General features: G+C 62.8%; 17 protein-coding genes and 2 pseudogenes. 15 read left to right on the top strand and 4 right to left on the bottom strand.

Annotation, left to right across the window (positions count from 1 at the left end; all coding sequences use genetic code 11):
- The first annotated feature begins 55 nt into the window (after window positions 1–55).
- The 14 genes and pseudogenes from A5759_RS06105 to A5759_RS25575 form a co-directional block, all read left to right on the top strand.
- Entirely contained in the window at window positions 56–1,705 is a 1,650-nt protein-coding gene (locus A5759_RS06105; protein ID WP_068195241.1) for a glycosyltransferase family 87 protein, read from the top strand.
- Window positions 1,706–1,945: 240 nt separating this feature from the next.
- Window positions 1,946–2,236, top strand: a complete 291-nt coding sequence (rpsF, locus tag A5759_RS06100; RefSeq protein WP_064395157.1) for a 30S ribosomal protein S6 — start codon at window positions 1,946–1,948, stop codon at window positions 2,234–2,236.
- Between the two features lie 91 nt (window positions 2,237–2,327).
- Window positions 2,328–2,831: a single-stranded DNA-binding protein gene (locus A5759_RS06095; RefSeq protein WP_068195153.1), complete on the top strand. Its 504-nt coding sequence runs from the start codon at window positions 2,328–2,330 to the stop codon at window positions 2,829–2,831.
- Window positions 2,832–2,872: 41 nt separating this feature from the next.
- Window positions 2,873–3,127, top strand: a complete 255-nt coding sequence (rpsR, locus tag A5759_RS06090; protein ID WP_064395138.1) for a 30S ribosomal protein S18 — start codon at window positions 2,873–2,875, stop codon at window positions 3,125–3,127.
- Window positions 3,128–3,140: 13 nt separating this feature from the next.
- Window positions 3,141–3,599: a 50S ribosomal protein L9 gene (rplI, locus tag A5759_RS06085; protein ID WP_066843307.1), complete on the top strand. Its 459-nt coding sequence runs from the start codon at window positions 3,141–3,143 to the stop codon at window positions 3,597–3,599.
- Window positions 3,600–4,081: 482 nt separating this feature from the next.
- On the top strand, window positions 4,082–6,739 hold the full coding sequence (locus A5759_RS06080) for a replicative DNA helicase (protein WP_068195238.1): 2,658 nt from the start codon (window positions 4,082–4,084) through the stop codon (window positions 6,737–6,739).
- A gap of 178 nt (window positions 6,740–6,917) precedes the next feature.
- Window positions 6,918–7,652: a TnsA-like heteromeric transposase endonuclease subunit gene (locus A5759_RS06075; RefSeq protein ID WP_231984565.1), complete on the top strand. Its 735-nt coding sequence runs from the start codon at window positions 6,918–6,920 to the stop codon at window positions 7,650–7,652.
- The gene (locus A5759_RS06070) at window positions 7,649–9,862 is read left to right on the top strand and encodes a Mu transposase C-terminal domain-containing protein (RefSeq protein WP_068195148.1); all 2,214 of its coding nucleotides are present in this window, start codon (window positions 7,649–7,651) and stop codon (window positions 9,860–9,862) included. The genes A5759_RS06075 and A5759_RS06070 overlap by 4 nt, the downstream gene beginning before the upstream one ends.
- Entirely contained in the window at window positions 9,862–10,986 is a 1,125-nt protein-coding gene (locus A5759_RS06065; RefSeq protein ID WP_068195145.1) for an ATP-binding protein, read from the top strand. The genes A5759_RS06070 and A5759_RS06065 overlap by 1 nt, the downstream gene beginning before the upstream one ends.
- Window positions 10,983–13,343 carry a TniQ family protein gene (locus tag A5759_RS06060; RefSeq protein ID WP_068195142.1) on the top strand — a complete coding sequence of 787 codons (2,361 nt, stop codon included), beginning with the start codon at window positions 10,983–10,985 and terminating at the stop codon, window positions 13,341–13,343. Before A5759_RS06065 ends, A5759_RS06060 begins: the two co-directional genes overlap by 4 nt.
- Window positions 13,340–13,756: pseudogene (locus tag A5759_RS26555) on the top strand (TniQ family protein); the annotation flags it as partial. The gene A5759_RS06060 and the pseudogene A5759_RS26555, both read left to right, overlap by 4 nt.
- Window positions 13,757–14,239: 483 nt before the next feature.
- Window positions 14,240–15,949 (top strand): LysR family transcriptional regulator, encoded by a 1,710-nt coding sequence (locus A5759_RS25585; RefSeq protein WP_231984564.1) that lies wholly within the window; start codon window positions 14,240–14,242, stop codon window positions 15,947–15,949.
- A gap of 471 nt (window positions 15,950–16,420) precedes the next feature.
- Window positions 16,421–16,642, top strand: coding sequence for a hypothetical protein (locus A5759_RS26080; RefSeq protein ID WP_197505972.1), 222 nt, complete (start codon window positions 16,421–16,423; stop codon window positions 16,640–16,642).
- A 193-nt stretch (window positions 16,643–16,835) separates the two neighbouring features.
- Window positions 16,836–18,018 (top strand): annotated as a pseudogene (locus tag A5759_RS25575) (Fic family protein); the annotation flags it as partial.
- A gap of 80 nt (window positions 18,019–18,098) precedes the next feature.
- Here A5759_RS25575 and A5759_RS26455 read toward each other — a convergent pair.
- Together A5759_RS26455 and A5759_RS25865 are read right to left on the bottom strand one after the other, a co-directional pair.
- Window positions 18,099–18,227, bottom strand: coding sequence for a hypothetical protein (locus A5759_RS26455; protein WP_255391767.1), 129 nt, complete (start codon window positions 18,225–18,227; stop codon window positions 18,099–18,101).
- 303 nt (window positions 18,228–18,530) lie between these two features.
- Window positions 18,531–18,842 carry a hypothetical protein gene (locus tag A5759_RS25865; RefSeq protein ID WP_156616830.1) on the bottom strand — a complete coding sequence of 104 codons (312 nt, stop codon included), beginning with the start codon at window positions 18,840–18,842 and terminating at the stop codon, window positions 18,531–18,533.
- A gap of 51 nt (window positions 18,843–18,893) precedes the next feature.
- On the opposite strand from A5759_RS25865, the gene A5759_RS06040 reads away from it, so the two are divergent.
- Window positions 18,894–19,961, top strand: coding sequence for a nucleotide kinase domain-containing protein (locus A5759_RS06040; protein WP_197505971.1), 1,068 nt, complete (start codon window positions 18,894–18,896; stop codon window positions 19,959–19,961).
- A 62-nt stretch (window positions 19,962–20,023) separates the two neighbouring features.
- Here A5759_RS06040 and A5759_RS06035 read toward each other — a convergent pair whose 3' ends face one another.
- Window positions 20,024–20,674, bottom strand: coding sequence for a C1 family peptidase (locus A5759_RS06035; RefSeq protein WP_068195133.1), 651 nt, complete (start codon window positions 20,672–20,674; stop codon window positions 20,024–20,026).
- 5 nt (window positions 20,675–20,679) lie between these two features.
- The gene (locus tag A5759_RS06030) at window positions 20,680–21,885 is read right to left on the bottom strand and encodes an ImmA/IrrE family metallo-endopeptidase (protein ID WP_068195131.1); all 1,206 of its coding nucleotides are present in this window, start codon (window positions 21,883–21,885) and stop codon (window positions 20,680–20,682) included.
- Window positions 21,886–21,903 lie beyond the last annotated feature (18 nt).

Raw genomic sequence — 21,903 nt, 5'->3', positions numbered from 1 at the left:
CACCGGGTCGCCTGCGCGGCTGGCCGAAGTGGTATCGCCGGCTCCGCTGGCCGAAGTGGTATCGCCGGCTCCGCCGGCCCATGTTGAATCGCCGGCTCCGCCGGCGGGCGATACCCGAAGCTTCGACGAGCGCGATCTCCCGAGCCGCACCGACGTCATCGGCGCCGCGCTCTCCGATGTGGTGGGCGGGCCGGTCGGCAGGCACGCGCTGATCGGCAGGCAACGGTTCCTGACCCCGCTGCGCGTCATGCTGATCATCGCGCTGGTGTTCCTGGCGCTCGGCTATTCGACGAAGGCCGCATGCCTGCAGACCACGGGCACCGGGACCGCCGATCAGCGGGTGGCCGATTGGAGCAACCAGCGGGCCTACTTCCAACTCTGCTACTCCGACACGGTCCCGCTGTACACCGCCGAACTGCTGAACCTCGGCAAGTTCCCGTACAAGTCGAGCTGGATCGAGAAGGACGCCACCGGCCAGCCGCACATCCAGTACGACGGCAACATCGCGGTGCGCTACATGGAGTATCCGGTGCTGACCGGCATCTACCAGTACGTGGCGATGTCGTTGGCCAAGACCTACACCGCGCTGACGAAGCTGGTGTCGGTGCCGGTGATCGCCGAGGTGGTGATGTTCTTCAACATCGCTGCGCTGGGGCTGGCCCTGGCGTGGCTGGCCACGGTGTGGGCGACGTCGCGCTTGGCCGGCCCGCGGCGGGTCTGGGACGCGGCGTTGGTGGCGGCGTCACCGTTGGTGATCTTCCAGATCTTCACGAACTTCGACGCGCTGGCAACGGCTTTCGCGACGGGTGCGCTTCTCGCGTGGGCGCGACGAAAACCGGTGCTGGCCGGCGCGCTGATCGGTCTTGGTGTGGCGGCGAAGTTGTATCCGCTCTTGCTGTTGGCGCCGCTTGCGGTGCTGGCGGTGCGAACCGGCAAGCTGCGGGAGGTCGGCAAGACGGCCGCGGCGGCGGTGGCGGCATGGCTGGTGGTGAACCTGCCGATCATGGTGCTCTTCCCGCGGGGATGGTCGGAGTTCTTCCGGCTCAACACGCGTCGCGGCGACGACATGGACTCGATCTACAACGTCATCAAGTCGTTCACCGGCTGGCGCGGGTTCGACCCCGATCTGGGTTTCTGGGAACCACCGACGGTGACCAACACCGTCTCGGCGCTGCTGTTTGTGTCCTGTTGTATCGCAATTGGGTACATCGCTCTGACCGCGAGGCGGCGGCCGCGGGTGGCGCAGATCGCGTTCCTGGTCGTCGCGGCGTTCCTGTTGACCAACAAGGTGTGGAGCCCGCAGTTCTCCCTATGGCTGGTGCCGCTGGCGGTGTTGGCGTTGCCGCACCGGCGGATCCTGTTGGCGTGGATGACGATCGACGCGCTGGTGTGGGTGCCACGGATGTTGTACCTCTACGGCGAGGCGAACATGGGGTTGCCGGAACAGCCGTTCACCATCACCGTACTGCTGCGCGATATCGCCGTGGTGGCGTTGTGCGCGTTGGTGATTCGCGAGATCTACCGGCCCGAACTCGACCTGGTCCGGACTCGCGGAGTGGTCGACGACCCAGCGGGCGGGGTGTTCGATCGGGCGCAGGACGCGCCGCCGCGGTGGCTGCCCGACTGGTTGAGGCCCGATGCGTCGAGGCTGCGTACAGAACGGGATTCGGTGGAAGAGCGCGACCTGGATGCGGTCTCGAGGTAGTCGCCGCCTCGGTGCCGCCTCGATTGTGAAACTAGCTGCGCTAGAGGCTGCACAAGCGCAGCTGGTTGCACATTCGGCGAAGTGGTCAGGAGGGCAATCCCGGCACCAGGTCACACCCGCGCAGGACGATTTCGCAGATCAGCGCGGTTTCCTGTAGCCTGGGCCGGTTGCCGACGCAGGCGACCCTCCTGCCGCGGATAGTCCGCGGCCGATCAGACCGTAGGAGGTGATGAGGTCTTCATGCGTCCATACGAAATCATGGTCATTCTCGACCCCACCCTTGACGAGCGCACCGTAGCTCCGTCGCTGGAAACGTTCCTGAACGTCATCCGCAAGGACGGCGGCAGTGTCGACAAGGTCGACATCTGGGGTCGGCGCCGGCTGGCATACGAGATCGCCAAGCACGCCGAAGGCATCTACGCCGTCATCGATGTGAAGGCAGAGCCCGCCACGGTGACCGAGCTGGACCGTCAGCTCAATCTGAACGAGTCCGTGCTGCGGACCAAGGTCATGCGGACGGACAAGCACTAGTCCCGAAGAACAGGCTGTAAGCGTCGGAGCGCTTCCGTAGGCTCGCCTGCGACCGCTCCCAGACTTACACCGCCAATCCCAGGAGGACATCGTGGCTGGTGACACCATCATCACCGTCGTCGGAAACCTGACCGCCGATCCCGAACTGCGCTTCACGCCGTCGGGTGCGGCCGTCGCCAACTTCACCGTGGCGTCGACACCGCGCATCTACGACCGCCAGAGCGGGGAGTGGAAGGACGGCGAGGCGCTGTTCCTGCGCTGCAACATCTGGCGTGAGGCCGCCGAGAACGTGGCCGAAAGCCTCACTCGCGGTTCGCGGGTGATCGTGCAGGGCCGGCTCAAGCAGCGTTCGTTCGAGACCCGCGAGGGTGAGAAGCGCACCGTGGTCGAACTCGAGGTCGATGAGATCGGCCCGTCGCTGCGGTACGCGACCGCCAAGGTGAACAAGGCCAGCCGCAGCGGCGGCGGTGGCGGCGGCTTCGGCGGCGGGGGCGGCGGAGGTTCGCGCCCAGCCGAGCAGCCGAAGGAAGACCCGTGGGGCAGCGCCCCGGCGTCGGGTTCGTTCTCCGGTGCCGACGACGAGCCACCCTTCTGATCCACAACTGATCAACAAAGAAGCAAGAAAGAGATAGACACATGGCCAAGGCCACCAAGCGTCGGCCGGCTCCCGAGAAGCCGGTCAAGACCCGCAAGTGCGTGTTCTGCTCCAAGAAGGGGCAGGACATCGATTACAAGGACACCGCGCTGCTGCGCACGTACATCAGCGAGCGCGGCAAGATCCGCGCCCGCCGCGTCACCGGCAACTGCGTTCAGCACCAGCGTGACATCGCGATCGCCGTGAAGAACGCGCGCGAGGTTGCGCTGCTGCCGTTCACCTCGTCGACGCGATAGGCAGGACAAGAAGATGAAACTGATTCTCACCGCTGACGTCGAACATCTCGGCGTCCAGGGCGACATCGTCGAGGTCAAGGACGGCTACGGCCGCAACTATCTGGTGCCCCGCCGGCTCGCGGTCGTCGCGTCGCGCGGCGCCGAGCGCCAGGCCGAAGAGATTCGTCGGGCCCGCGAGCAGAAGGCCATTCAGGGCCGCGAGCACGCTGTTGAGCTGAAGGCCGCGATCGAGAACCTCGGTCCGGTGCAGCTGCAGGTGAAGGCGGCGCCCGACAGTGGCAAGCTGTTCGGCTCGGTGACGACGGCCGACGTGGTCGCCGCGATCAAGAACGCCGGCGGCCCCAATCTGGACAAGCGCACCGTCCAGTTGCCCAAGGCGCACATCAAGACGACCGGCACGCATCCGATCGCGGTTCGGCTCCATCCGGAGATCGCCGCGACGGTTTCGTTGGAAGTCGTCGCCGGGCAGTAACTACAGCGTCAGATACGGCCGGGTGGAGACGGGATCGATCTTCACCCGGCCGTTGCTGTGCGCGCTGGCGAACTTCGCGTGACGGATAGCCGTAGCGAAGATAACCCGCTGTTAACCTGGGCGGTGCCTGGCGGCAACACAACACGCCCGAGTTGGCAACCCGGCACGACACGCCGAGGCATTTCCCATCCACAAGATCGCACGCGGCTTATGGTGCGGCTATCTGCGCAGATGCAATGAGCGAAGCGGTTGATTAACAGGTTCTCCCCAACGACTCAACATGGTTGTCCCGACCTATCCACACCCCATCCACAGGTCTATGAACAGGGCCGGGTTGCGCCCCCGCCAGCAACGTCTAGCGTAGGCCGTCGGCGGGGCGGATCCGGAGCCGCTTAGGCGGCTTGTCGGATGTCTGGCTTACAGTCGCGAATAGCGGGTATCGAACCTACGTTCGATAGTGAATAAAGGGGGTGACGCGCTTCGTGGCCGTCGTGGACGACCTGGGCCATCCGGGCATGGATTCGTCGCCGCCGAGCGAGGACTTCGGGCGTCAGCCTCCTCAGGACCAGGCAGCCGAGCAGGCCGTCCTGGGCGGGATGCTGCTGAGCAAGGACGCCATCGCCGACGTGCTCGAGAAGCTGCGTCCCGGTGACTTCTACCGCCCTGCACACCAGAACGTTTACGACGCGATCCTCGACCTCTACGGCCGCGGCGAGCCCGCCGACGCGGTGACGGTGGCCGCCGAGCTGGATCGGCGCGGCCTGCTGCGCCGCATCGGCGGGGCGCCGTATCTGCACACGTTGATCTCGACGGTGCCGACGGCCGCGAATGCGGGCTTCTACGCCGGCATCGTCGCGGAGAAGGCGCTGCTGCGGCGGCTCGTCGAGGCGGGCACGCGGGTCGTGCAGTACGGCTACGCGGGCGCCGAGGGCGCGGACGTCAACGAGATCGTGGACCGGGCGCAGTCGGAGATCTACGACGTCACCGAGCGGCGCACGGCCGAGGACTTCGTTCCGCTCGAAGAACTGCTGCAGCCGACGATGGACGAGATCGATGCGATCGCGTCGCAGGGTGGCATTGCACGCGGTGTTCCGACGGGCTTCGTCGAACTGGACGAAGTCACCAACGGTCTACACCCAGGCCAGATGATCATCATCGCGGCCAGGCCGGGCGTCGGGAAGTCAACACTCGGTTTGGATTTCATGCGCTCGTGCTCGATCAAGCACCAGATGCCGAGCGTCATCTTCTCGCTGGAGATGAGCAAGTCCGAGATCGTGATGCGGCTGTTGTCGGCCGAGGCGAAGATCAAGCTGGCCGATATGCGCTCGGGCCGGATGAGCGACGACGACTGGACGCGGCTGGCGCGGCGAATGAGCGAAATCAGCGAAGCGCCTTTATTTATCGACGACTCGCCGAACCTGACGATGATGGAGATCCGCGCCAAGGCGCGTCGGTTGAGTCAGAAGGCCGGCCTGCGGTTGATCGTCGTCGACTACATGCAGCTGATGACGTCGGGCAAGAAGTACGAGTCGCGGCAGCAAGAAGTGTCGGACTTCTCGCGAAGCCTCAAGCTGATGGCCAAGGAACTCGACGTGCCGGTGGTCGCGATCAGCCAGTTGAACCGCGGCCCGGAGCAGCGCACCGACAAGAAGCCGATGGTGTCGGACCTTCGTGAGTCGGGTTGCTTGACGGCGAATACGCGCATCCTGCGGGCGGATACCGGTGCTGAGGTGACGTTCGGTGAGCTGATGCGCACGGGGGAGCGGCCGCTCGTGTGGTCGATGGATGAGCGCAAGCGAATGGTGGCGCGGCCGATGACGAATGTGTTCTACAGCGGGCACAAGGAAGTGTTCAAGGTGCGGTTGGCGTCGGGTCGTGAGGTCGAGGCGACAGCCAATCACCCGTTCATGACGCTCGACGGGTGGATGCCGTTGGGTGAATTGGCTGTCGGCGCGCGGGTTGCGGTCCCCCGACGAGTACCAGAACCGGTGAACACGCAGCGGATGAACGAAGCCGAGATCATCCTGCTGGCGCACATGATTGGTGACGGGTCGTGCGTGAAGAATCAACCGATCCGATACGCGAGCATTGACGAGTGGAACCTTCACGCCGTTGCTGAGGCGGCCACACACTTCGGAGTCACCGCGATTCGTGACGACTATCCAGCGGCTCGTGTGACGACACTACGGCTGCCGGCGCCGTACCGGTTGGCGCGCGGGAAGCGAAACCCGATCGCGGCGTGGCTCGACAAACTGGGGCTGTTCGGCAAGCGGAGTTACGACAAGTTCGTGCCGGCAGAGGTTTTCGCGCTACCCAATGATCAGATCGCGTTGTTCCTGCGGCATCTATGGGCGACGGATGGCTCCGTGTCGTGGGATGCGAAGTTCGGCCAAGGACGTATCTACTACGCGTCGACCAGCCGACAGTTGATCGATGACGTGTCCATCCTGTTGGCGCGGCTGGGAGTGTTCGGTCGAATCAAGCGTGTGCGCAAAGCCGGCTATCGCGATGGGTGGCACCTGTACGTTTACGGCGCCGAGAACCAACTGCGGTTCCTGCGTCATGTCGGGGTCAACGGCGAGAAGGCAGTCGCCGTGCGAGAAGTGATCGGCATGTTGGAAAGCAAGGTGCGCAACACGAATCTCGATACGGTCCCGAAGGAAGTGTGGACGAACGTGCGCGCAGCGCTCGGCGCAAACCAGATGACGCACCGGCAGTTCGCTGCGGCAATGGGTACGAAGTTCTGCGGATCGACGATGTGGAAGCACGCACCGAGCAGGTCCCGATTGCACCGTGCCGCAGCATTACTAGAGGACCGTGAGATTCACGATCTCGCAACCAATGATGTGTTCTGGGACGAGATCGTTGAGATTACGAGTATCGGTGAGCATGACGTGTACGACGGGACAGTGGAAGAGACGCATAATTTCTCAGCTAACTGCATAATTATGCACAACTCACTAGAACAGGATGCCGACATGGTAATTCTGTTGCATCGACCCGATGCCTTCGAGCGTGACGATCCCCGGGGCGGTGAAGCAGACCTGATTCTCGGTAAGCACCGGAACGGCCCGACGAAGACGATTACCGTTGCGCACCAACTGCATTTGAGCCGCTTCGCCAACATGGCCAAGCAGTGACAAGGCATGTAGGTTCTCACGGAACGTGGCGGAATCTCACGAGTGGTGGCGGAATGATGGCGGATCCGCCAAGTTCGTGAGACACGCAGGTTGTTCAATCCCAAGGGTGCGTCGAAGGCCGTGTGACGATCAGGTCACCAAAGCAGTCTGATCCGATTGCAGGGCCGAGGTGATTGCCGTGGGCCATAGTGCAGAGAAGGCGTCGGGTGTCTCTGTCTCATACCGACGTGCGGACGACCTGAGTGAAGTGGCACGAGGGTGGGCTGCGGCGGGGGCCGAGGAACTTGCCAGCGCGATTCCGTGGCGGACGTTCAGGTGGCACCGCGGGCAGAAGCACTACTCGGGTACCTACTGGTCGAGTACCCTCGGCAGCCACGTCATCTACGAATCACGACTTGAGTTGGCGCACTTACTCTTCGCCGATTTCGACATCAGTGTGCGACACATCGTTGCTCAACCGTTTCTGCTCCGCGCTTCGGTTGACCGCAAGCAACGCAGGCACATCCCGGACTACTTGCTTAATACGGACACCGGCCCCGTAGTCGTGGATGTGAAACCCGCCCGCCTTCTCGCGGATCCCAAAGTGGCTTTCACATTCGAGTGGACACGCGAACTCGTTGAGGCACGCGGCTGGCGCTATGAAGTGGCGACCGAACCCAACGCGGTTGAGTTGGAGAATGTCCGCTTCCTTGCGGGATACCGGCGCAGCTGGTTGTTCCGTCCAGAGTTGCTGGCACAGGTGAGGGAGAAGAATCTGGATGGCTCTTCACTCGCGAGTGCGTTCAAGTCTCTGCCAGGGGAGCCGATTGATCAAGTCAAGTCTGCCGTGCTGCACCTTCTTTGGCGCCAAGAACTTCAAATCGATCTGAGCGAGCGACTAAGCGAGCGAACAGAACTTAGGATGTCGCCATGACTTCAGCTCGGGTACGAATCGGCTTGGGCACCAGACTCGTGCACGATGGTGAGTTGGTGGAGATCGTTGAGATTCACACTGGCCAGACAGGTATGGACGTCGTATTGAAAGGTACGTCGAAGAAGACGGTCATCCGAGCCCGCCTCAACGAACTTCTCATGTCAGACACCACACGAGTAGTCCCGGATTCGGAGGGACCGTGCAGCGATGACGACTTCGGGCCTGTTGGACTTATGCTCGCACAGCTCAGCGACGTCGAGCGCAAAGAAATCATCGAGCGAGCGGCGCACGTCCGCGAAGTGCTGACCGGATTCCGTTCGGGTAGTGCGGAGTTGGCGCTTCCCGGGGAGCCCCGACCGGAGTATCAAGCAGTCGTGCCCCTGTCGAGACGATACGCAAGCAAGGGGCACGAGCTCGGTGCCGGTGTGCGATCCATCGAACGTTGGGTTCAGCAGTTCCAGAAGCACGGTGAAGCGGGTCTGGCGTCGAAGCGGGAGAGGAGGACCGCGGGCCCGGGGGCGAACGTAGACTCACGGTGGACCGAGACCGCCATTGAAGTGATGGTGGAGCACACAGACCAGTCGCGCCCGTCGCAGACAATGGTGATCACGCGCGCCAACGCCAGAGTCGTCGCGCGGTTCGGCGAGGGGGCCGTGGAATTGCCGTCCCGTGCAACGGCATTCCGGGTCCTTGCGGAGCTGGAGAGCCGGTACCCGACCTTTCGGTTGAGCACCAAACGGAACCGCGACATCGCTGAGCGGCCGAACGGCGTATACGGAAAGTTACGCCCGACTCGGCCGGGTGAGTACATGTTGATGGACACCACGCGGCTCGATGTTTTTGCGATGGATCCGATCACCTTGCGGTGGGTGCAGGCCGAGCTGACGATCGGAATGGACTGGTACACCCGGTGCGTCACAGGAATCAGATTGACGCCGGTGTCCACCAAGTCGGTCGACGCTGCGGCTGTGTTGTATCAGGCCTATCGGCCCCGACCAGCTGGTGAGGATTGGCCGGCCCAAGCGGTATGGCCCGGGCACGGTGTACCAAGATCGGTCCTGATCGACGTCGACGCGATTGAACGGCCCGGAGCGGACGGGCCGGCGATCGTGCCGGAAACCATCGTTATTGATCATGGCAAGATCTATGTATCCGAACATCTGACGAGTGTGTGCCAGCGGATGGGGATCTCGATACAGCCTGCGCGATTGCGGACAGGTCGAGATAAGGCTCCGGTGGAGCGGTTCTTCCGCACCATCCGCGAGGACCTGCTGCAAGTCTTGCCGGGGTACAAGGGCCCGGATGTGCACTCCCGGGGGCGGGACTCGGAATCGGAGGCGTTCTTCTACCTCGATGAGTTGGAGGCGATCATCCGCGAATGGGTGGCCGTGGTGTATCACCGCCGGCCGCACGACAGTCTGATCGACCCGCATGTACCGGGGTGGCGAATGTCCCCGATACAGATGTTCGAGCATGGCATTGCCCGGGCTGGCTACATCGAGACCCCATGCGATCCCGATTTGGCCTATGAGTTTCTCAAGGTGGAGTTTCGGAAGGTTCAGCACTATGGGGTGGACTTCGGGAGCCGCCGCTATAACGGGCCAGCACTGACCCCGTATCGCAACATGACAAGCCCATACAAGGGGAAAGCTAAGGGCCGCTGGCCTATTCACTACAACCCGGACGACATCACGCGCGTGTACTTCCGCGATCCGGATACTCGGAAGTGGCACACCCTGATATGGGAGCACACACCGTCGTTGGATATGCCGCTCAGCGAGGACGCGCTGCAATTCGCGCGCAAGCTCGCAGCCTCGAAGTACACCTTCCCCGAGGATCGGCTTGCGGTTGCGGATCTGTTGGAGCGATGGAACCTTGGTCTGGGTTCAACACTGACGGAACGCCGCATGGCGTTGCGGCTCTCACGACAATCGATCCCTGTCGACAGTACGGAGTCGCCGCAGGACGCGGTCGTTACCTTGCCGTCAGTCGCTCGTGTGATGGCGAAGGCGAATTCTCCCGCAGCTGAGGGCGCAGACAATTTGCTCGATGAATCCGAATCCGAATCCGAATCCGAATCCGAATCCGAATCCGAATCCGAATCCGAACCCGAATCCGGATCCGAACCCGAGACCGGCGACGACGATGCCGCGGACGAACTCGACGACTACGCGGACGACTATTACGCCGACGCACTGGATGACGTGTGATGGCCAAGAAGAATCCGACGCGGAAAGAGACCGAGTCCCGATTGGACAATCTCACCTTGGCCCGCAAGGAGGGTTGGCAGCGATTTGTGAACACCGCTGCCAGGGAACTACCGGAGCCATTGAACCGGAGAGAACTTGAGGAGCTGAGCGAAGAAGCGTTCGACGATTACAACCGGCAGCGCCGCGAGTGGCACGCCAATCTTGGTCCAATCAAGACGCCACAGCTGGCCGCACTGAATGAAGACTTGTGGGACATCGTCGACAGCAACGCCCAAGACGGTGACAAGTCCAAAGGCGCGGTGGCCATCGACGCGTTTCCCGGACTAGGGAAGACCACGTCGGTGCTGGATTTCGCCAAAAAGTTCCACCGGCGCGAAATCAAAGAACAGGGCACCGAAACCAGCGCAGGCCACGAACGGTGGCCGGTATGCCGGGTCGGATTGACCGGCAACACCGGGATGGTCGAATTCAACCGGGCGATGTTGTCGTTCTTCGCTCATCCGGGAATGTCCCGTGGCAGCGCCGCCCACTTTGCCCACCGAGCGCTTGACTGTGTACTGACCTGTGAGACGAAGCTGCTGATCGTCGATGATCTGCATTTCCTGCGGTGGCGTAACACCGTCGGGGTGGAGATCAGCAACCACTTTAAGTACATCGCCAACGAATTCCCCGTCACCCTGATCTTCGTCGGCGTGGGGTTGGCGGCAAGGGGACTGTTCTCCGAAGGCCATTCCTACGAGGACGCGGTGATCGCTCAAACCGGCAGACGCACAACCAAACTCGATATGCGCCCTTTCATGATAGACACCGATGAGGGCCGCCGCGAATGGCGTCAGCTGCTGCTCGCCTTGGAAAGGAAGATCATACTGGCCGACAAGCATCCCGGGATGTTGGCCGACGACCTCTCGGACTATCTGTTTGCCCGCAGCACCGGACATATCGGTTCACTCATGACGCTGATCAGTCGTGGTTGCCACCGTGCTGTACGCACCGGCACCGAACATCTGTCGCGTGAGCTGATGGATCGGGTCAAAATCGACGCCGCATCGGAGAAGGCCCGCCAAGAACTGGAGACGGCCTTCGAAACGCGGCGACTGACAACTAGGATCGGCAAGGCTGGATGAACAGCGTGCGGACGCTTCCGGTCCGTGTCGCCCCGGCGGACGGTGAGGCACTGGACTCATGGCTCGAAATGATCGCCCACCGCACGAACACAATGCACGCAGACCTGCTCGCCGCGGTCGGCTTGAAGGCGAGCACGGGAATGGGGACCAGCGCTTGGATGGTGCAGCTGACCACAGGCGAGGCCCATATGCTCAGCACCGCCGCTGCCGTGTCCGTCAACGCGCTCGAAAAGATGACCCTGCAACACTATTCGGGCAGGGCAGTCCGGATCGATCCCAATACCCGGACAACGAGCCGAGCGTTCCCGTGGGGTCGTGGCACAGGATCGCGTTTCTGCCCGGCATGTTTGGACGAGACCGCGGGCCGATGGCAACTGAGATGGCGCTTGGGCTGGGTGTTCGCCTGCCCCATCCACAATTGCCTATTGGCAGACGTGTGTCCGGACTGCGGCGCGGTCCAACGCCTCCGCACACACATCGGCGAGACCGTTCCTCAACCTGGCCGCTGCGCGCACCCTGCCGCAAACTCCACCGGCCGCGTGCCCGACCGATGCGGTGCGGACCTGACGATTGCCACGGTCACTTCGCTGGGCGCGGCGCACCCGGCCATTCGTACCCAGCAGGTCATCGATGCCGTTATCGATAACGAGTCATCGGCATTTGGGATCTACCAGCTCCAGCGCCAACCGCGCATCAACGTTCTGTCCGACATCCGGGCCATCGCCGGTCGGGTACTGGCCTATGCCTCGCCACAGGACCTGGAAGCCGTCATTCCGCCCGACCTCCTGACCGCCTACGAGGTCGCTGCCGCGCATCCATCTCGGCGCTACGGCCCTGCGCAAACCCGCGCGAAGCCCGGTCTGACAGCTCCGACCCGCGCTGCAGTCGCCGCGGTGGGCGCAGTGGCAGCCATCGAAGCACTCGGCCGTTGCGACGTCTCCTCTGCTGGCGATTCGCTCCGCTGGCTGGTGACCTCATCGCGAGATCGCGGATTGGCAGTCTCCGCAACGAACATCGCATGGGGGAAAAACACCACCCTGGTGCTGGCAGGCGCTCAGCTCGCGGCACTCGGGCCCCTGCTGAAGCCGAGCGATCAGCTCCGTTATCGCATCGGTACGTCCTTACCCAATCGATCGACACCGAGCCCGCAGCGTGCTGACCTCATCGCGCGCCAACTACCGACCATGCTGTGGCCAGCGTGGTCGCTTCGGATGGCCCTTCCCGGCAGCCACCAACGCCAATTGCGCCCGGCGCTGGCCATCTGCCTTTTGCTAGTGAACAGCAGGCTCAACCTCGATAAAGCCGCCCGCATGATCGGCAGTCCGATCGATGGGCAGGCCGTATCCCGACTGTTGCAAGTTCTGGAAAGGCACGACCTGTGGGAGGGTCTCCGGTCTGCACTGATTCGCATGGCGGACTACCTCGCCGAACACGAAGTCCCCATTGACTACCGCCGCCGACGTGAACTCGACTACACGATGCTGCTGCCGGACAAAGTGTGGGCACGGATCTGTCGCGATACCGGCACTCCCGGCGCCCGATCAGTCCGGGCGAACATCGCACGATGCCTGCTATTCGAGCACCTCAGCGGACATCCCGCCCGCAAGTCAACAGTGTTCCCCGACAGCAACGTGTTTCGTACACAGGTCGCCGACTTCCCGCGCTACCTGACACCCGCACTCGCACAGGCTCTCGACGAACATGCCCATGAGTTCCTCGCTCAGCAGGGCATTACCGACGAACCATCGGTATGGGAACCGTCGTCGGCGGTGCTCGATGGATTGCACCTACCGGGAGCGGACCCCAATGCAGTCAACGTCAGCGACCTGCACCGCGCTGTCACAGTTACTGGAATGAAGCTCGGGAGCGCGGCGCAGCGTTTAAGCATCAGCCTCGATACTGTGCGCTATCTCCTGCAGACCCACCCTGCACCTCTATCGTGTCGTGCGGCGAGCCGACCGGTGGCAACTCCCTATAACCGGGCCTACGCGTCGGCGAAGGCAACCATCTCTCGTGAACGGCTGATCGAGCTCTACGAACAGCGGGGGCTGTCGCTGAAGGACATATCGCAAACCGTCGGAGTCAGTCGCCAGATTATCGGACGTCTCGCCCTTGACTACGGTCTCGCAGTGCGCGATCCCGGCCGCCGAGCACGTACGACCGTCGACAGGGACTGGCTCTACGACCAGTATGTCAACCGGCGCCGCACCCTCCCAGATCTAGCCGAAGAAGCTGGAATGAGTACGGCGAACATGGCCCGCTGGGCTAAGAGGCATGCGATCCCAGTGCGAGGGCCCGGCGGCCAGAGCCACAGCACCGCCCGGGCCCAAGAAGATGCTTCGACGAGGTATTCGTGAAGCCAGTTCGTTCATTGCCGATTCGTGTTGCCCCCCTACCCGGTGAGGCGATCGACTCATGGTTGGAAGCCATGGCCAGCAGACTGAGCGTGTCGTGGGGTGAGATGCTCGACGCCTTGGACTTACCGGTGGGTGGCGGCGGATTCCCGCGATGGACGGTGAATCCCTCACGCGAACAGCTAGGAAATATATCTAAAGCTAGCGGAGTGTCCGGTTCGCAGCTGCAAGGAATGGTCCTGCGCGGCTATAACGACCGCGCGCTCGTACTCGATGGCACCGGATTGAGACAGGTTGCGTCGTCACCGTGGACACGCCGCTCGGGTTCGCGGTTCTGTCCGGAGTGTTTTCTCCAGTCCGGTGGACGGTGGCAGTTAGCCTGGCGGCTCGGCTGGGCATTTGCGTGCGCGAAGCACCATTGCCTATTGGCCGACACGTGCCCTGCCTGCGGCGTAGTGCCACGAAGCAGGACCCTGCCCAGCTTCGTAACCCCACAGCCCGGCCGCTGCAGCAACGCCCCAACCAACAAACGGGCAGACCGCCGGCGACGCAGCGAACGGTGCTCAGCCGACCTCACCGGTGTGCCCGTTGGGCAGCTGCCAGTCGAACATCCGGTGCTGGCAGCGCAGCGAAGGATTGACTCCGTCATCTCTTCCGGCTACGGCCGATTCGGTGTATACCAGAACGACCCGCAGCCTGCCCTACGCGTCTTGGCCGACATCCGCGTTCTTGCACACAGGGTGCTTACCTATAGCAGTCGAGTCGATCTCCGTCGGCATCTGCCTCCAAATACCCCGCTGCCGCACGAGGAACCCAAAGTCCAAGTCGGAGAGGGGTATCAGCGACTGAAATCAGTGGGCGCTGATCGGCCCACCACCGCAGCCGCTACGGCAGCGGGCGTGGTTGCGGCGCTGGATATCTTGAACCACGCGACGGTTGAGGACGCATCAGCGCAACTGCAGTGGGTGATCGAATGCTGCCGACGTGCTGAGGCAACGACTTCGCCGACAGCCGTCCTGCACTGGGGAGTTGGAACCACCGAGGTCCTCGACGCGGTGCGGTTGGCCGCGCTGGCACCGAAGATGCTGCTGTCTGATCAACTGCGGTTCCGTACAGTGACCGCCCTTCCGCGCCGCACCAGCAGTGCGCGCAGCGCTAAACTCAACCAGCGCACACCAAGCCTGTTGTGGCCCCGGTGGGCGCAGCCTCTGGCTGTACCAGGAAGCCGAAGACGCCACCATCGACTGGCCCTGGCGGCAACAATCCAGCTCATCGGAACAGGGCAAACCCCAACTGAGGCATGCGCCCACATGGGAGGCCACTTGCGGCCGGCCGAGTTGCATCGTGTCCTGAAACTGATTCACTGCAAGGGTATCTGGCGAGACTGCGGCATAGCGCTAGCCCGGATGGCTGATCTTATCGCCGACGGCCACGCCCCCATCGACTACGCTCGCCGCCGCCACCTCGACTACACGGACCTCCTACCAGACGACGAGTGGCAACGGATCTATCGACGCGCTGATGCTCCGGCGATCGGCATTCGAACTGCGGTCGCCGCTCGAATGTTTCTGTACGAGCGGATGTCAGGCCAGCCCGCTGCCAGGCAATCAAGTCGTGCTGCGTTCAAAGTCTTCAGTTTTCCGCGCTGCCTGACTCCCAACCTGTTGGCGGAACTGGAGCAGCACGGCTTGGAGTTCCTCGTAAGCCAGGGTGTCACCGACGAACCGGTGACGTGGGATCCACCACCGGGGGTGTTCGAGGGCTTGTCATTGCCGGCACCGGACTTCGATTCGATTGACCGAACCCAACTGTTCGAACTCCTGCGAACAGCGCCGGAGAGGCGATCTATGTCTGCTGTCGCGGCGATCTTGGGAATCACCAACGATGTTCTCTACGAACACCTTTCCGGTGACCCGTTGCCTCCACGTCCGCCGGATTCCCAATACCTGATCAACGCCCAAGGTCATCATTTCCGGGCGGCAGGCGAGATGCTGACCCGAGAACGGTTGACGGCAATGTACCGCGACGAAGGGCTCAGCATCCGAGAGATTGCAAACCGAACACAGTTGAGTCGACAGACTGTCCGGCATCTCGCCGACGAGTACCGGGTCAGGATGAGGGGCAGATCGCGTAGGGATCCGATCAATGTCGATCCAGACTGGGTGAAGGCGCAGTACCTGTCGGAGCTGCGGACTTTCCCCGACATAGCCGCCGAAGTTGGTGTCAGTGCATCAGGTTTGGCCCGGTGGGCCCGCCGAAATGATATCCAGCGGCCAGGCCAAGGTAATCATAATCACGCCGCAACGTTGAATGCGCGGCGACGGGCGCGATCGGCGCCGCCTCTGCTCAAATCCGCGATGGCGGAGATCGGTGGATGGGAGCGGCTGCAGCGATTCACGCGGGTAGCGGACTTTTCGTCGCTCGATCTGGCCGCGAAGGCGATCGGCACTACCCCATGCACTCTGTCGTGTCAGATTGGACGTTTGGAACGCGAGACCGGCGGAGCGTTGATTCGACGAGCTACTCGCGCACAACCGATGAAGCTGACGGAGCACGGTGTGGCCGTTCGCAAAGCAATTATGGAGTTGGACAACGTATCAGCGATCTAAACCGCGAATCTTGTCACTGTGCCAATAGCGGGCCGCCACCTTCGTTGATGTTGATTTCGCTGTTCAGAGGAGCCGATAGCCTGCCACATAGCGGAGACCGGGCGACTAACGCTCACCGATAAACGAGGTTCTACGAATATCGCCGCAACCGCGGTGTCAGTCACACGATCACCGGCTGGCCGGTTGGCCTACGACCACCACCTGACGCTTGCGTGATCGCGGCTGCCAAGTACGCACAACAATCGGCCGAGAATAGCGCTACGACGGATATATCAACAAGCGTCCAAAATCTGCCCAGACATCTCGTCGCCGCTGGCTGGCGCGTTGTTGCCGCTGGCATCGCAGGCGCTGGGCCGTATCCGCGTTCGTGATTGTTCAGGTGCGAGACGAACCTCGGGTGTCTCCTCCTACGACGGTCACGGTCGCTTATGCGGTGTCGCTGATTTGGGACCGCGGCGGCACGATCACGGCGTGGATGGCCACCAGCGAGGGTGCGTCCTACAACCGCTGGGTGTGCGGATCCCTCACGATGTTCGGCTGTCGATCACGGATCCGATCATCGGCCACGAGCTGACCAAGGCCCTAGAAGAGGCCGGCGGCGCCATTCCGCCGGTGGTTGTGCGCCAGGCCGAGGCCCGCGAGAAGGCAGCCCCGAGGGCGCCGGTGCGTCGTCGTTGCCGATGGACCGGGTGATGGACTGTGCCGGCGTTGTCGGTGCGCGGCCGGTCAGTGTGAATCCGAAACAGGTCGGTCGGACCACGGGTCCTGATATGTCGATGCTCGCGTAATCGCGCGACGAAGCTACGCCCGCAACTGTGTTCCGCACTTTTTGTCACTATCACGCGCTAACGTGTTGGCTGGCGGCGTTTGTGGCAGAAGATGCGATATGGATTGGCCGGCGTATAGCTGCGAGACTCGTCCGTGGGTTCCGCGTGGACGCCAGGGCAGTCGAGACGACCACGTGCTGGCCGAGTACAGCGCAGCGATACCCCCGGCAATCGCCGAGCTGAGCTACGACCCGACTGGCGCGGTGGCCAGAACCCACGATGCAGCGCTGATCGAGGTCGCGCGCTTGGAGGCCGGCTAGGGTCAGTACCTGGCCCCGGTGGGGGATTTTCTGCTGCGCAGCGAGTCGGTGGCGTCCTCGCGGATCGAGCAGATCGACGCGGGCTGGCGGGCTTTCGGCAAGGCCGCGGCCGGCGTTAAGGCCGCCGAGCCGCTCGGTCTCAGCTGGCCGCCGTGGAAGTCCTTGGCGAGCTGGTGGCAACTGCAAGCTCTGGGTCGGTCGGTTTGGGTGAGATTCTGCGTGCGCATGCAATGTTGATGGCGCCTGATCCGTACGCCGGTGAGCCGGGGGCGCTGCGCAGTGTGCGGAACTGGATTGGCGGCAGCGATTTCTCGCCGCTGGGGGCGAGTTTCGTGCCACCGCCACCGGATCTGGTGGTGGCGTTGATGGAGGACCTGCTGGTGTTCGCCGCCCGCGATGGTCTTCCGGTCGTCGCTCAGGCGGCGATCGTGCACGCGCAGTTCGAGTCGATCCGCCCGTTCATCGACGGCAATGGCCGTATCGGCCGGGCGGTGTTGTCGGCGGCCCTAAGGCGGCGGGGTTTGACGCGGGTGGTGACGGTGCCGATCGCGTCGGTGATGCTCGCGGACACGCAGACGTATTTCGCCCGGCTAAGGGACTATCGCCGCGGTGACGTTGACGCTCTGGTGGCCTATGTGGCGGGGGCGGTGGTGCATGCCAGTGCTGCTGCGCAGGAGTCGGCTCGACGGTTGGCGGAGCTGCCGCAGCGGTGGCGAGAGTTGGCGCGGCCGCGGGCCGGATCGGCCGATGAGGCTTTGATCGTTGCGCTGTTGGGGACGCCGATGTTCGGCGCGGAGACTGCGCAGCGGTTGACGGGAACCATTGATACCAGCACTTACCAGGCGCTGGGCCGGTTGGTCGAGGCCGGGATTCTTGAAGTGTCGTCGGGTGGGTCGCGTAACCGGATCTGGGCGGCGAGCGCGTGCTGGCGGAGCTGGATGCCCTCACTGAGGCGGTGGGTCGACGAACGGCCAGCGGGCTGTCGCGCAGGCGAGTAACACGCCTGCAGCCCCCTGCGTGCGCCGTCGCGCAACGGGGGCCGCTGTGCTCCCAGTTACGTTGTTAGCCGGTCGTTTCGATGACGGGCTGGTAGCCGATGATGCTGTCACCGAATTCGAGGTCGGTCTGGGGGAAATGGTTGCCGTTGGCCAGCAGTGATTCGCCGGCGAGTTGCGTCGTGGCATAGGTCATGCAGTCACCGAAATTGAGGCTGGCGCTGTGGTTGCCTCGCCCGAACCTCTGGTAGGCGCGTTTGGCGGCGTAGGCGTGGTCTGCGGTGAATCGGCTACTCCCAGGTTGATTTCGCTGCGCAGCCGCTCGAAGGGGGGCCGCCCCACGGGTCCTTGCCGGGCGGTGAGCACGACGAGCGTTTCGGCGAGCGGCGGCGCCGATGACGGGGTTGCGGGTGCTGTCCAGCGCGGCGGCTACGGGGGGGAAGGCGGCGGTGCCCAGCGCCAACCGAGCGCAATGGAGTTCAGTTGTGGTTAAACCTTGCTAGCGGGATAATTTTCGGCATAGGGACTTGAGTTCTGACCAACCGGGAATATTGGTGACACGAAGATAATTGGGTGCCCGGCCCCGACTCGGTTGCTGGGAGATCGTCGCCTCAAGAAAGCCAGACTCGACTAAGCGGCGGATCACCTGACGTACAACGCTATCGGCCAAAAACGTTGTGTTGGCGAGCTGCCGAGTGGTGAACGGCTGGCGCCCCTTCGCCGCAATCGCGTTGACGACGCAAATCAGATGGCTGTTGTTGAACAGCGCGGCTGAAAGCATTCTTGCCGGATCGCCAGTCTGCGTCGTCACAAGCGTATAATATGACATGTAGAGCGATCTATTACATAAAGGTGGAGTTAGATGCCGGTAGCCGTGCCTGTCCAGATGGCGTTCGATGAGACGGGTGTGCGTGATCTCGATAGCAGCGATGCGACCTGTAAGGTTTCCTCGGTGAGAATCGGTGGCCGCACTCTAGAGCCGACGCCGGTATTCGACACCTACTGGAGGTTCGCAGCCAAGCGTCAGGCGATCTATCAGGCACGGGTGGCGGGCGAGCGCGGCCCTTGGACCACGGATCCGGTTCTTCAGGTGCACCGCTTCACGAACTGCTATCGGGCCGCCGACAGGGTGAGCCAGTTCTTGATCCGAGAGGTCGCCTACACCGGAAAGCAAGAGCCGGCTGAACTGATTTTCCGGATTCTCTTGTTCAAATTGTTCAACAAAATTGAGACTTGGCGGCTGTTGACTGATGAGCTCGGTACACCTACGTTGTCGGGTTTCGAACCGCGCAGATACGGTGCGGTCCTTGATTCGGCATTCGCCCGGGGCCAGCGTTTGTACTCGGCCGCCTACGTGATGCCATCGCCGGCCTTCGGTGCCACGCGCAAGCACCGCAATCACCTTCACCTCCTTGAGCACATGTTCAACGATGATGTGGTGGGTAGATTGCGAGCTGCGGACACGATGAAGGAAGCCTTCGAGATCATCAAGAGCTACCCCGGGATGGGTGACTTTCTGGCGTTCCAGTTCCTTATTGACATCAACTATTCGACTGCGCTCGATTTTGATGAGATGGAATTTGTTGTGGCCGGCCCTGGCGCTCGCGACGGCATCCGCAAGTGTTTCGGTCCGGCCAGCGCTGGGCTCGAACGACAGACCATCGAGTACATGACTGCCAGTCAATATGAGCACTTCGAACGTCTCGGCCTGACCTTTACCGGATTATTCGGCCGGCCGCTTCAGCTGATCGACTGCCAGAACCTGTTCTGTGAAGTCGACAAATACGCGAGGGTCGCCCACCCTGAGATCGTCGGCTACAGCGGCCGTACCCGGATCAAGCAGAAGTTCCGGGCAGTGGGCGAGCCGATGCCGGCCTGGTTTCCCCCGAAATGGGGCATCTCCGCTGATGTGGAGCCGGTACTGGCCTGAAGTGTCGAGCCAGGCCCGGCCACTTTCGGCGCCTGAATCAAAGTCGTTGTCGGCACGACAATTTAGTGGGGTTCCAGAAGGGCCGTCAGGATAACCATGTTGGCCCAAGCTCGCGGGCCGATGAGCCCGTATCCGTTGTTGCCCCAGGTGTCGCCCCAGGAGTTCTGAACACACATCAGGTTGTCACCGTGCCGAACCGAGCCCTTGTCAGGGCCGGCGTACTTTGCGGCCCCGACCAGCAACACGGCATGCCCATCCAGCAGCGGCTCAGGTTCAGTCAGGACGCCTGACCGCAGCCGCACAAAGCTGTGGGTGGTGTACAGCCCGATCACCGGCAGATGGTTGTCGCGAAGCTGACCGATCAGCGTGTCCGGAACTGGTGCGTTGTCGACAGTGAAGTCGGCGCGGTGGAAAGGTGCGGGGAGCGGATCGGGCGGAAGGCGGCTCACCTCGGCTTCGTCAGAGTCGGGGTCGTACGGCCAGGCCGACTCATCGGGTTGCCCGGAGACGGCCAGGACAGTTCGCACCGAATCGACAGATCCGCAGCCGGTGGGCAATCTACGCGAGCTGTAGTGGAGATACTCGATGCACTTGGCGACACCGACTGCGTAGTGATGTGCTGCGCTGGTGGCACAGGACAGGCATGTCGGGCGGATGCCCTGATCCATCACAGGACCGGCGGTGTTGCGGCGGTCGATGATCCATTCAAGCATCGCAGTTATGCGCCCACCGTGTGTTCGTCAACCCAGATTTCAGCGGACGGGACGAAAAGGCCTTGCCCAGCGAGCTGTTTGGGACGGACGCGCAACTCCAGCCGGTACTGATCGCGTGCTGAGCCCTCGGGATTCCATGGGCGTGCCAGTTCCAAGAGCACCTGGCTGGGACCTTCTTCGCGCGGTACGAAGGTCAGTGAACGGATACCACCCTCCCCAGGAAACGATGAAGCTCTCGGATCGGCCAAACCTGCGAGCAGGTCAAACTGGGGGTCGGTCGGCTCGGGGTCCAGCCGCGCGCTGTGAGTACCGAGATGCTCGTCTTGCACGAGCTCCAGTGGCTCGGGTGCAGCCGCGGCCAGGCGATCGGCGTCCGCATCGAGAACGGGCTGGTCGTTGACATGGAGGTCATCATCTGACCAGACCAGCTGCGTGTCCGTCGAAGCTGAGTCGAACAATCCGCCACTGGCCGGCACGCGAATCAGCCACGCAAATCCGGTGCTGGTGTCTTCGGGTAGCTGGACGCGGATCTCGTCGCCGATTCGGCACAGGACACTCAAGTTGTTGTTGTCCGCGTTCAACATCCACACGTCAGCGTGTGGGTCATCGACCGGGTCCTGGCCACGCAGCGCGTTCTTCACCGCCAACGGCCTCTTCCGGATGAAGGCTCGTGCGTCATCGAGGGACAGGCGGTCATGGCGGTGCAGGGCCCACACCGCGGCTTGATAGCTGACACCGAGTTGGCGGCCAAACAGGTAGGCATCCGAAGGTGTGAGCGCGTGGGCTTGGTGGGTGGCAGGAAGATCCCTGAGTGCCCGGTTGACCAACGGCAGCGGCATCAGAAGCGACCCTGCGAACGCCTGGGCAGCGACCTCGGGCAGGCTGTCTGGGTCGAAACGATCCAGGGCGTGGTCATCGTCAGCCGAGTGTGAATGACCCAGGACATGATGGCCGATCTCATGCGCCAGGGTGAACCGCTGAAGACTCTCCGGGCGTTGGCTATTAATGACAATTCCGGAAGTGCTGTCTCCACGGACGTAGAAACCCAGCAGATTGTCGAGCGGCTGCATCATCAGCACCAGACCGAGTCCACGGGCGATGCCCAGGACATCGACCGGACCGTCATAGGTGGTGCCGAGGTCGCGATGCAGACGGGTGGCCTCCATGGAGGCCTGCGAGCGCACTCGTGCGATCTCTTGCGCGTTAGCCATCGGCGTTCATCCTCAGTC

This window comes from Mycobacterium sp. 852014-52144_SCH5372336, from assembly GCF_001665615.1.
GTDB classification, from domain to species: Bacteria; Actinomycetota; Actinomycetes; order Mycobacteriales; family Mycobacteriaceae; genus Mycobacterium; species Mycobacterium neumannii_A.
This window is presented reverse-complemented; position numbering and strand designations above follow the sequence as displayed.

Coding starts and splice junctions, on each gene's coding strand:
- rpsF (WP_064395157.1), top strand. CDS start 1,946: ATGCGTCCATACGAAATCATGGTCATTCTCGACCCCACCCTTGACGAG.
- rpsR (WP_064395138.1), top strand. CDS start 2,873: ATGGCCAAGGCCACCAAGCGTCGGCCGGCTCCCGAGAAGCCGGTCAAG.
- rplI (WP_066843307.1), top strand. CDS start 3,141: ATGAAACTGATTCTCACCGCTGACGTCGAACATCTCGGCGTCCAGGGC.
- A5759_RS06070 (WP_068195148.1), top strand. CDS start 7,649: ATGACTTCAGCTCGGGTACGAATCGGCTTGGGCACCAGACTCGTGCAC.
- A5759_RS06065 (WP_068195145.1), top strand. CDS start 9,862: ATGGCCAAGAAGAATCCGACGCGGAAAGAGACCGAGTCCCGATTGGAC.
- A5759_RS06060 (WP_068195142.1), top strand. CDS start 10,983: ATGAACAGCGTGCGGACGCTTCCGGTCCGTGTCGCCCCGGCGGACGGT.
- A5759_RS26455 (WP_255391767.1), bottom strand. CDS start 18,227: ATGACCTATGCCACGACGCAACTCGCCGGCGAATCACTGCTGGCCAAC.
- A5759_RS06040 (WP_197505971.1), top strand. CDS start 18,894: ATGCCGGTAGCCGTGCCTGTCCAGATGGCGTTCGATGAGACGGGTGTG.
- A5759_RS06035 (WP_068195133.1), bottom strand. CDS start 20,674: ATGCTTGAATGGATCATCGACCGCCGCAACACCGCCGGTCCTGTGATG.
- A5759_RS06030 (WP_068195131.1), bottom strand. CDS start 21,885: ATGGCTAACGCGCAAGAGATCGCACGAGTGCGCTCGCAGGCCTCCATG.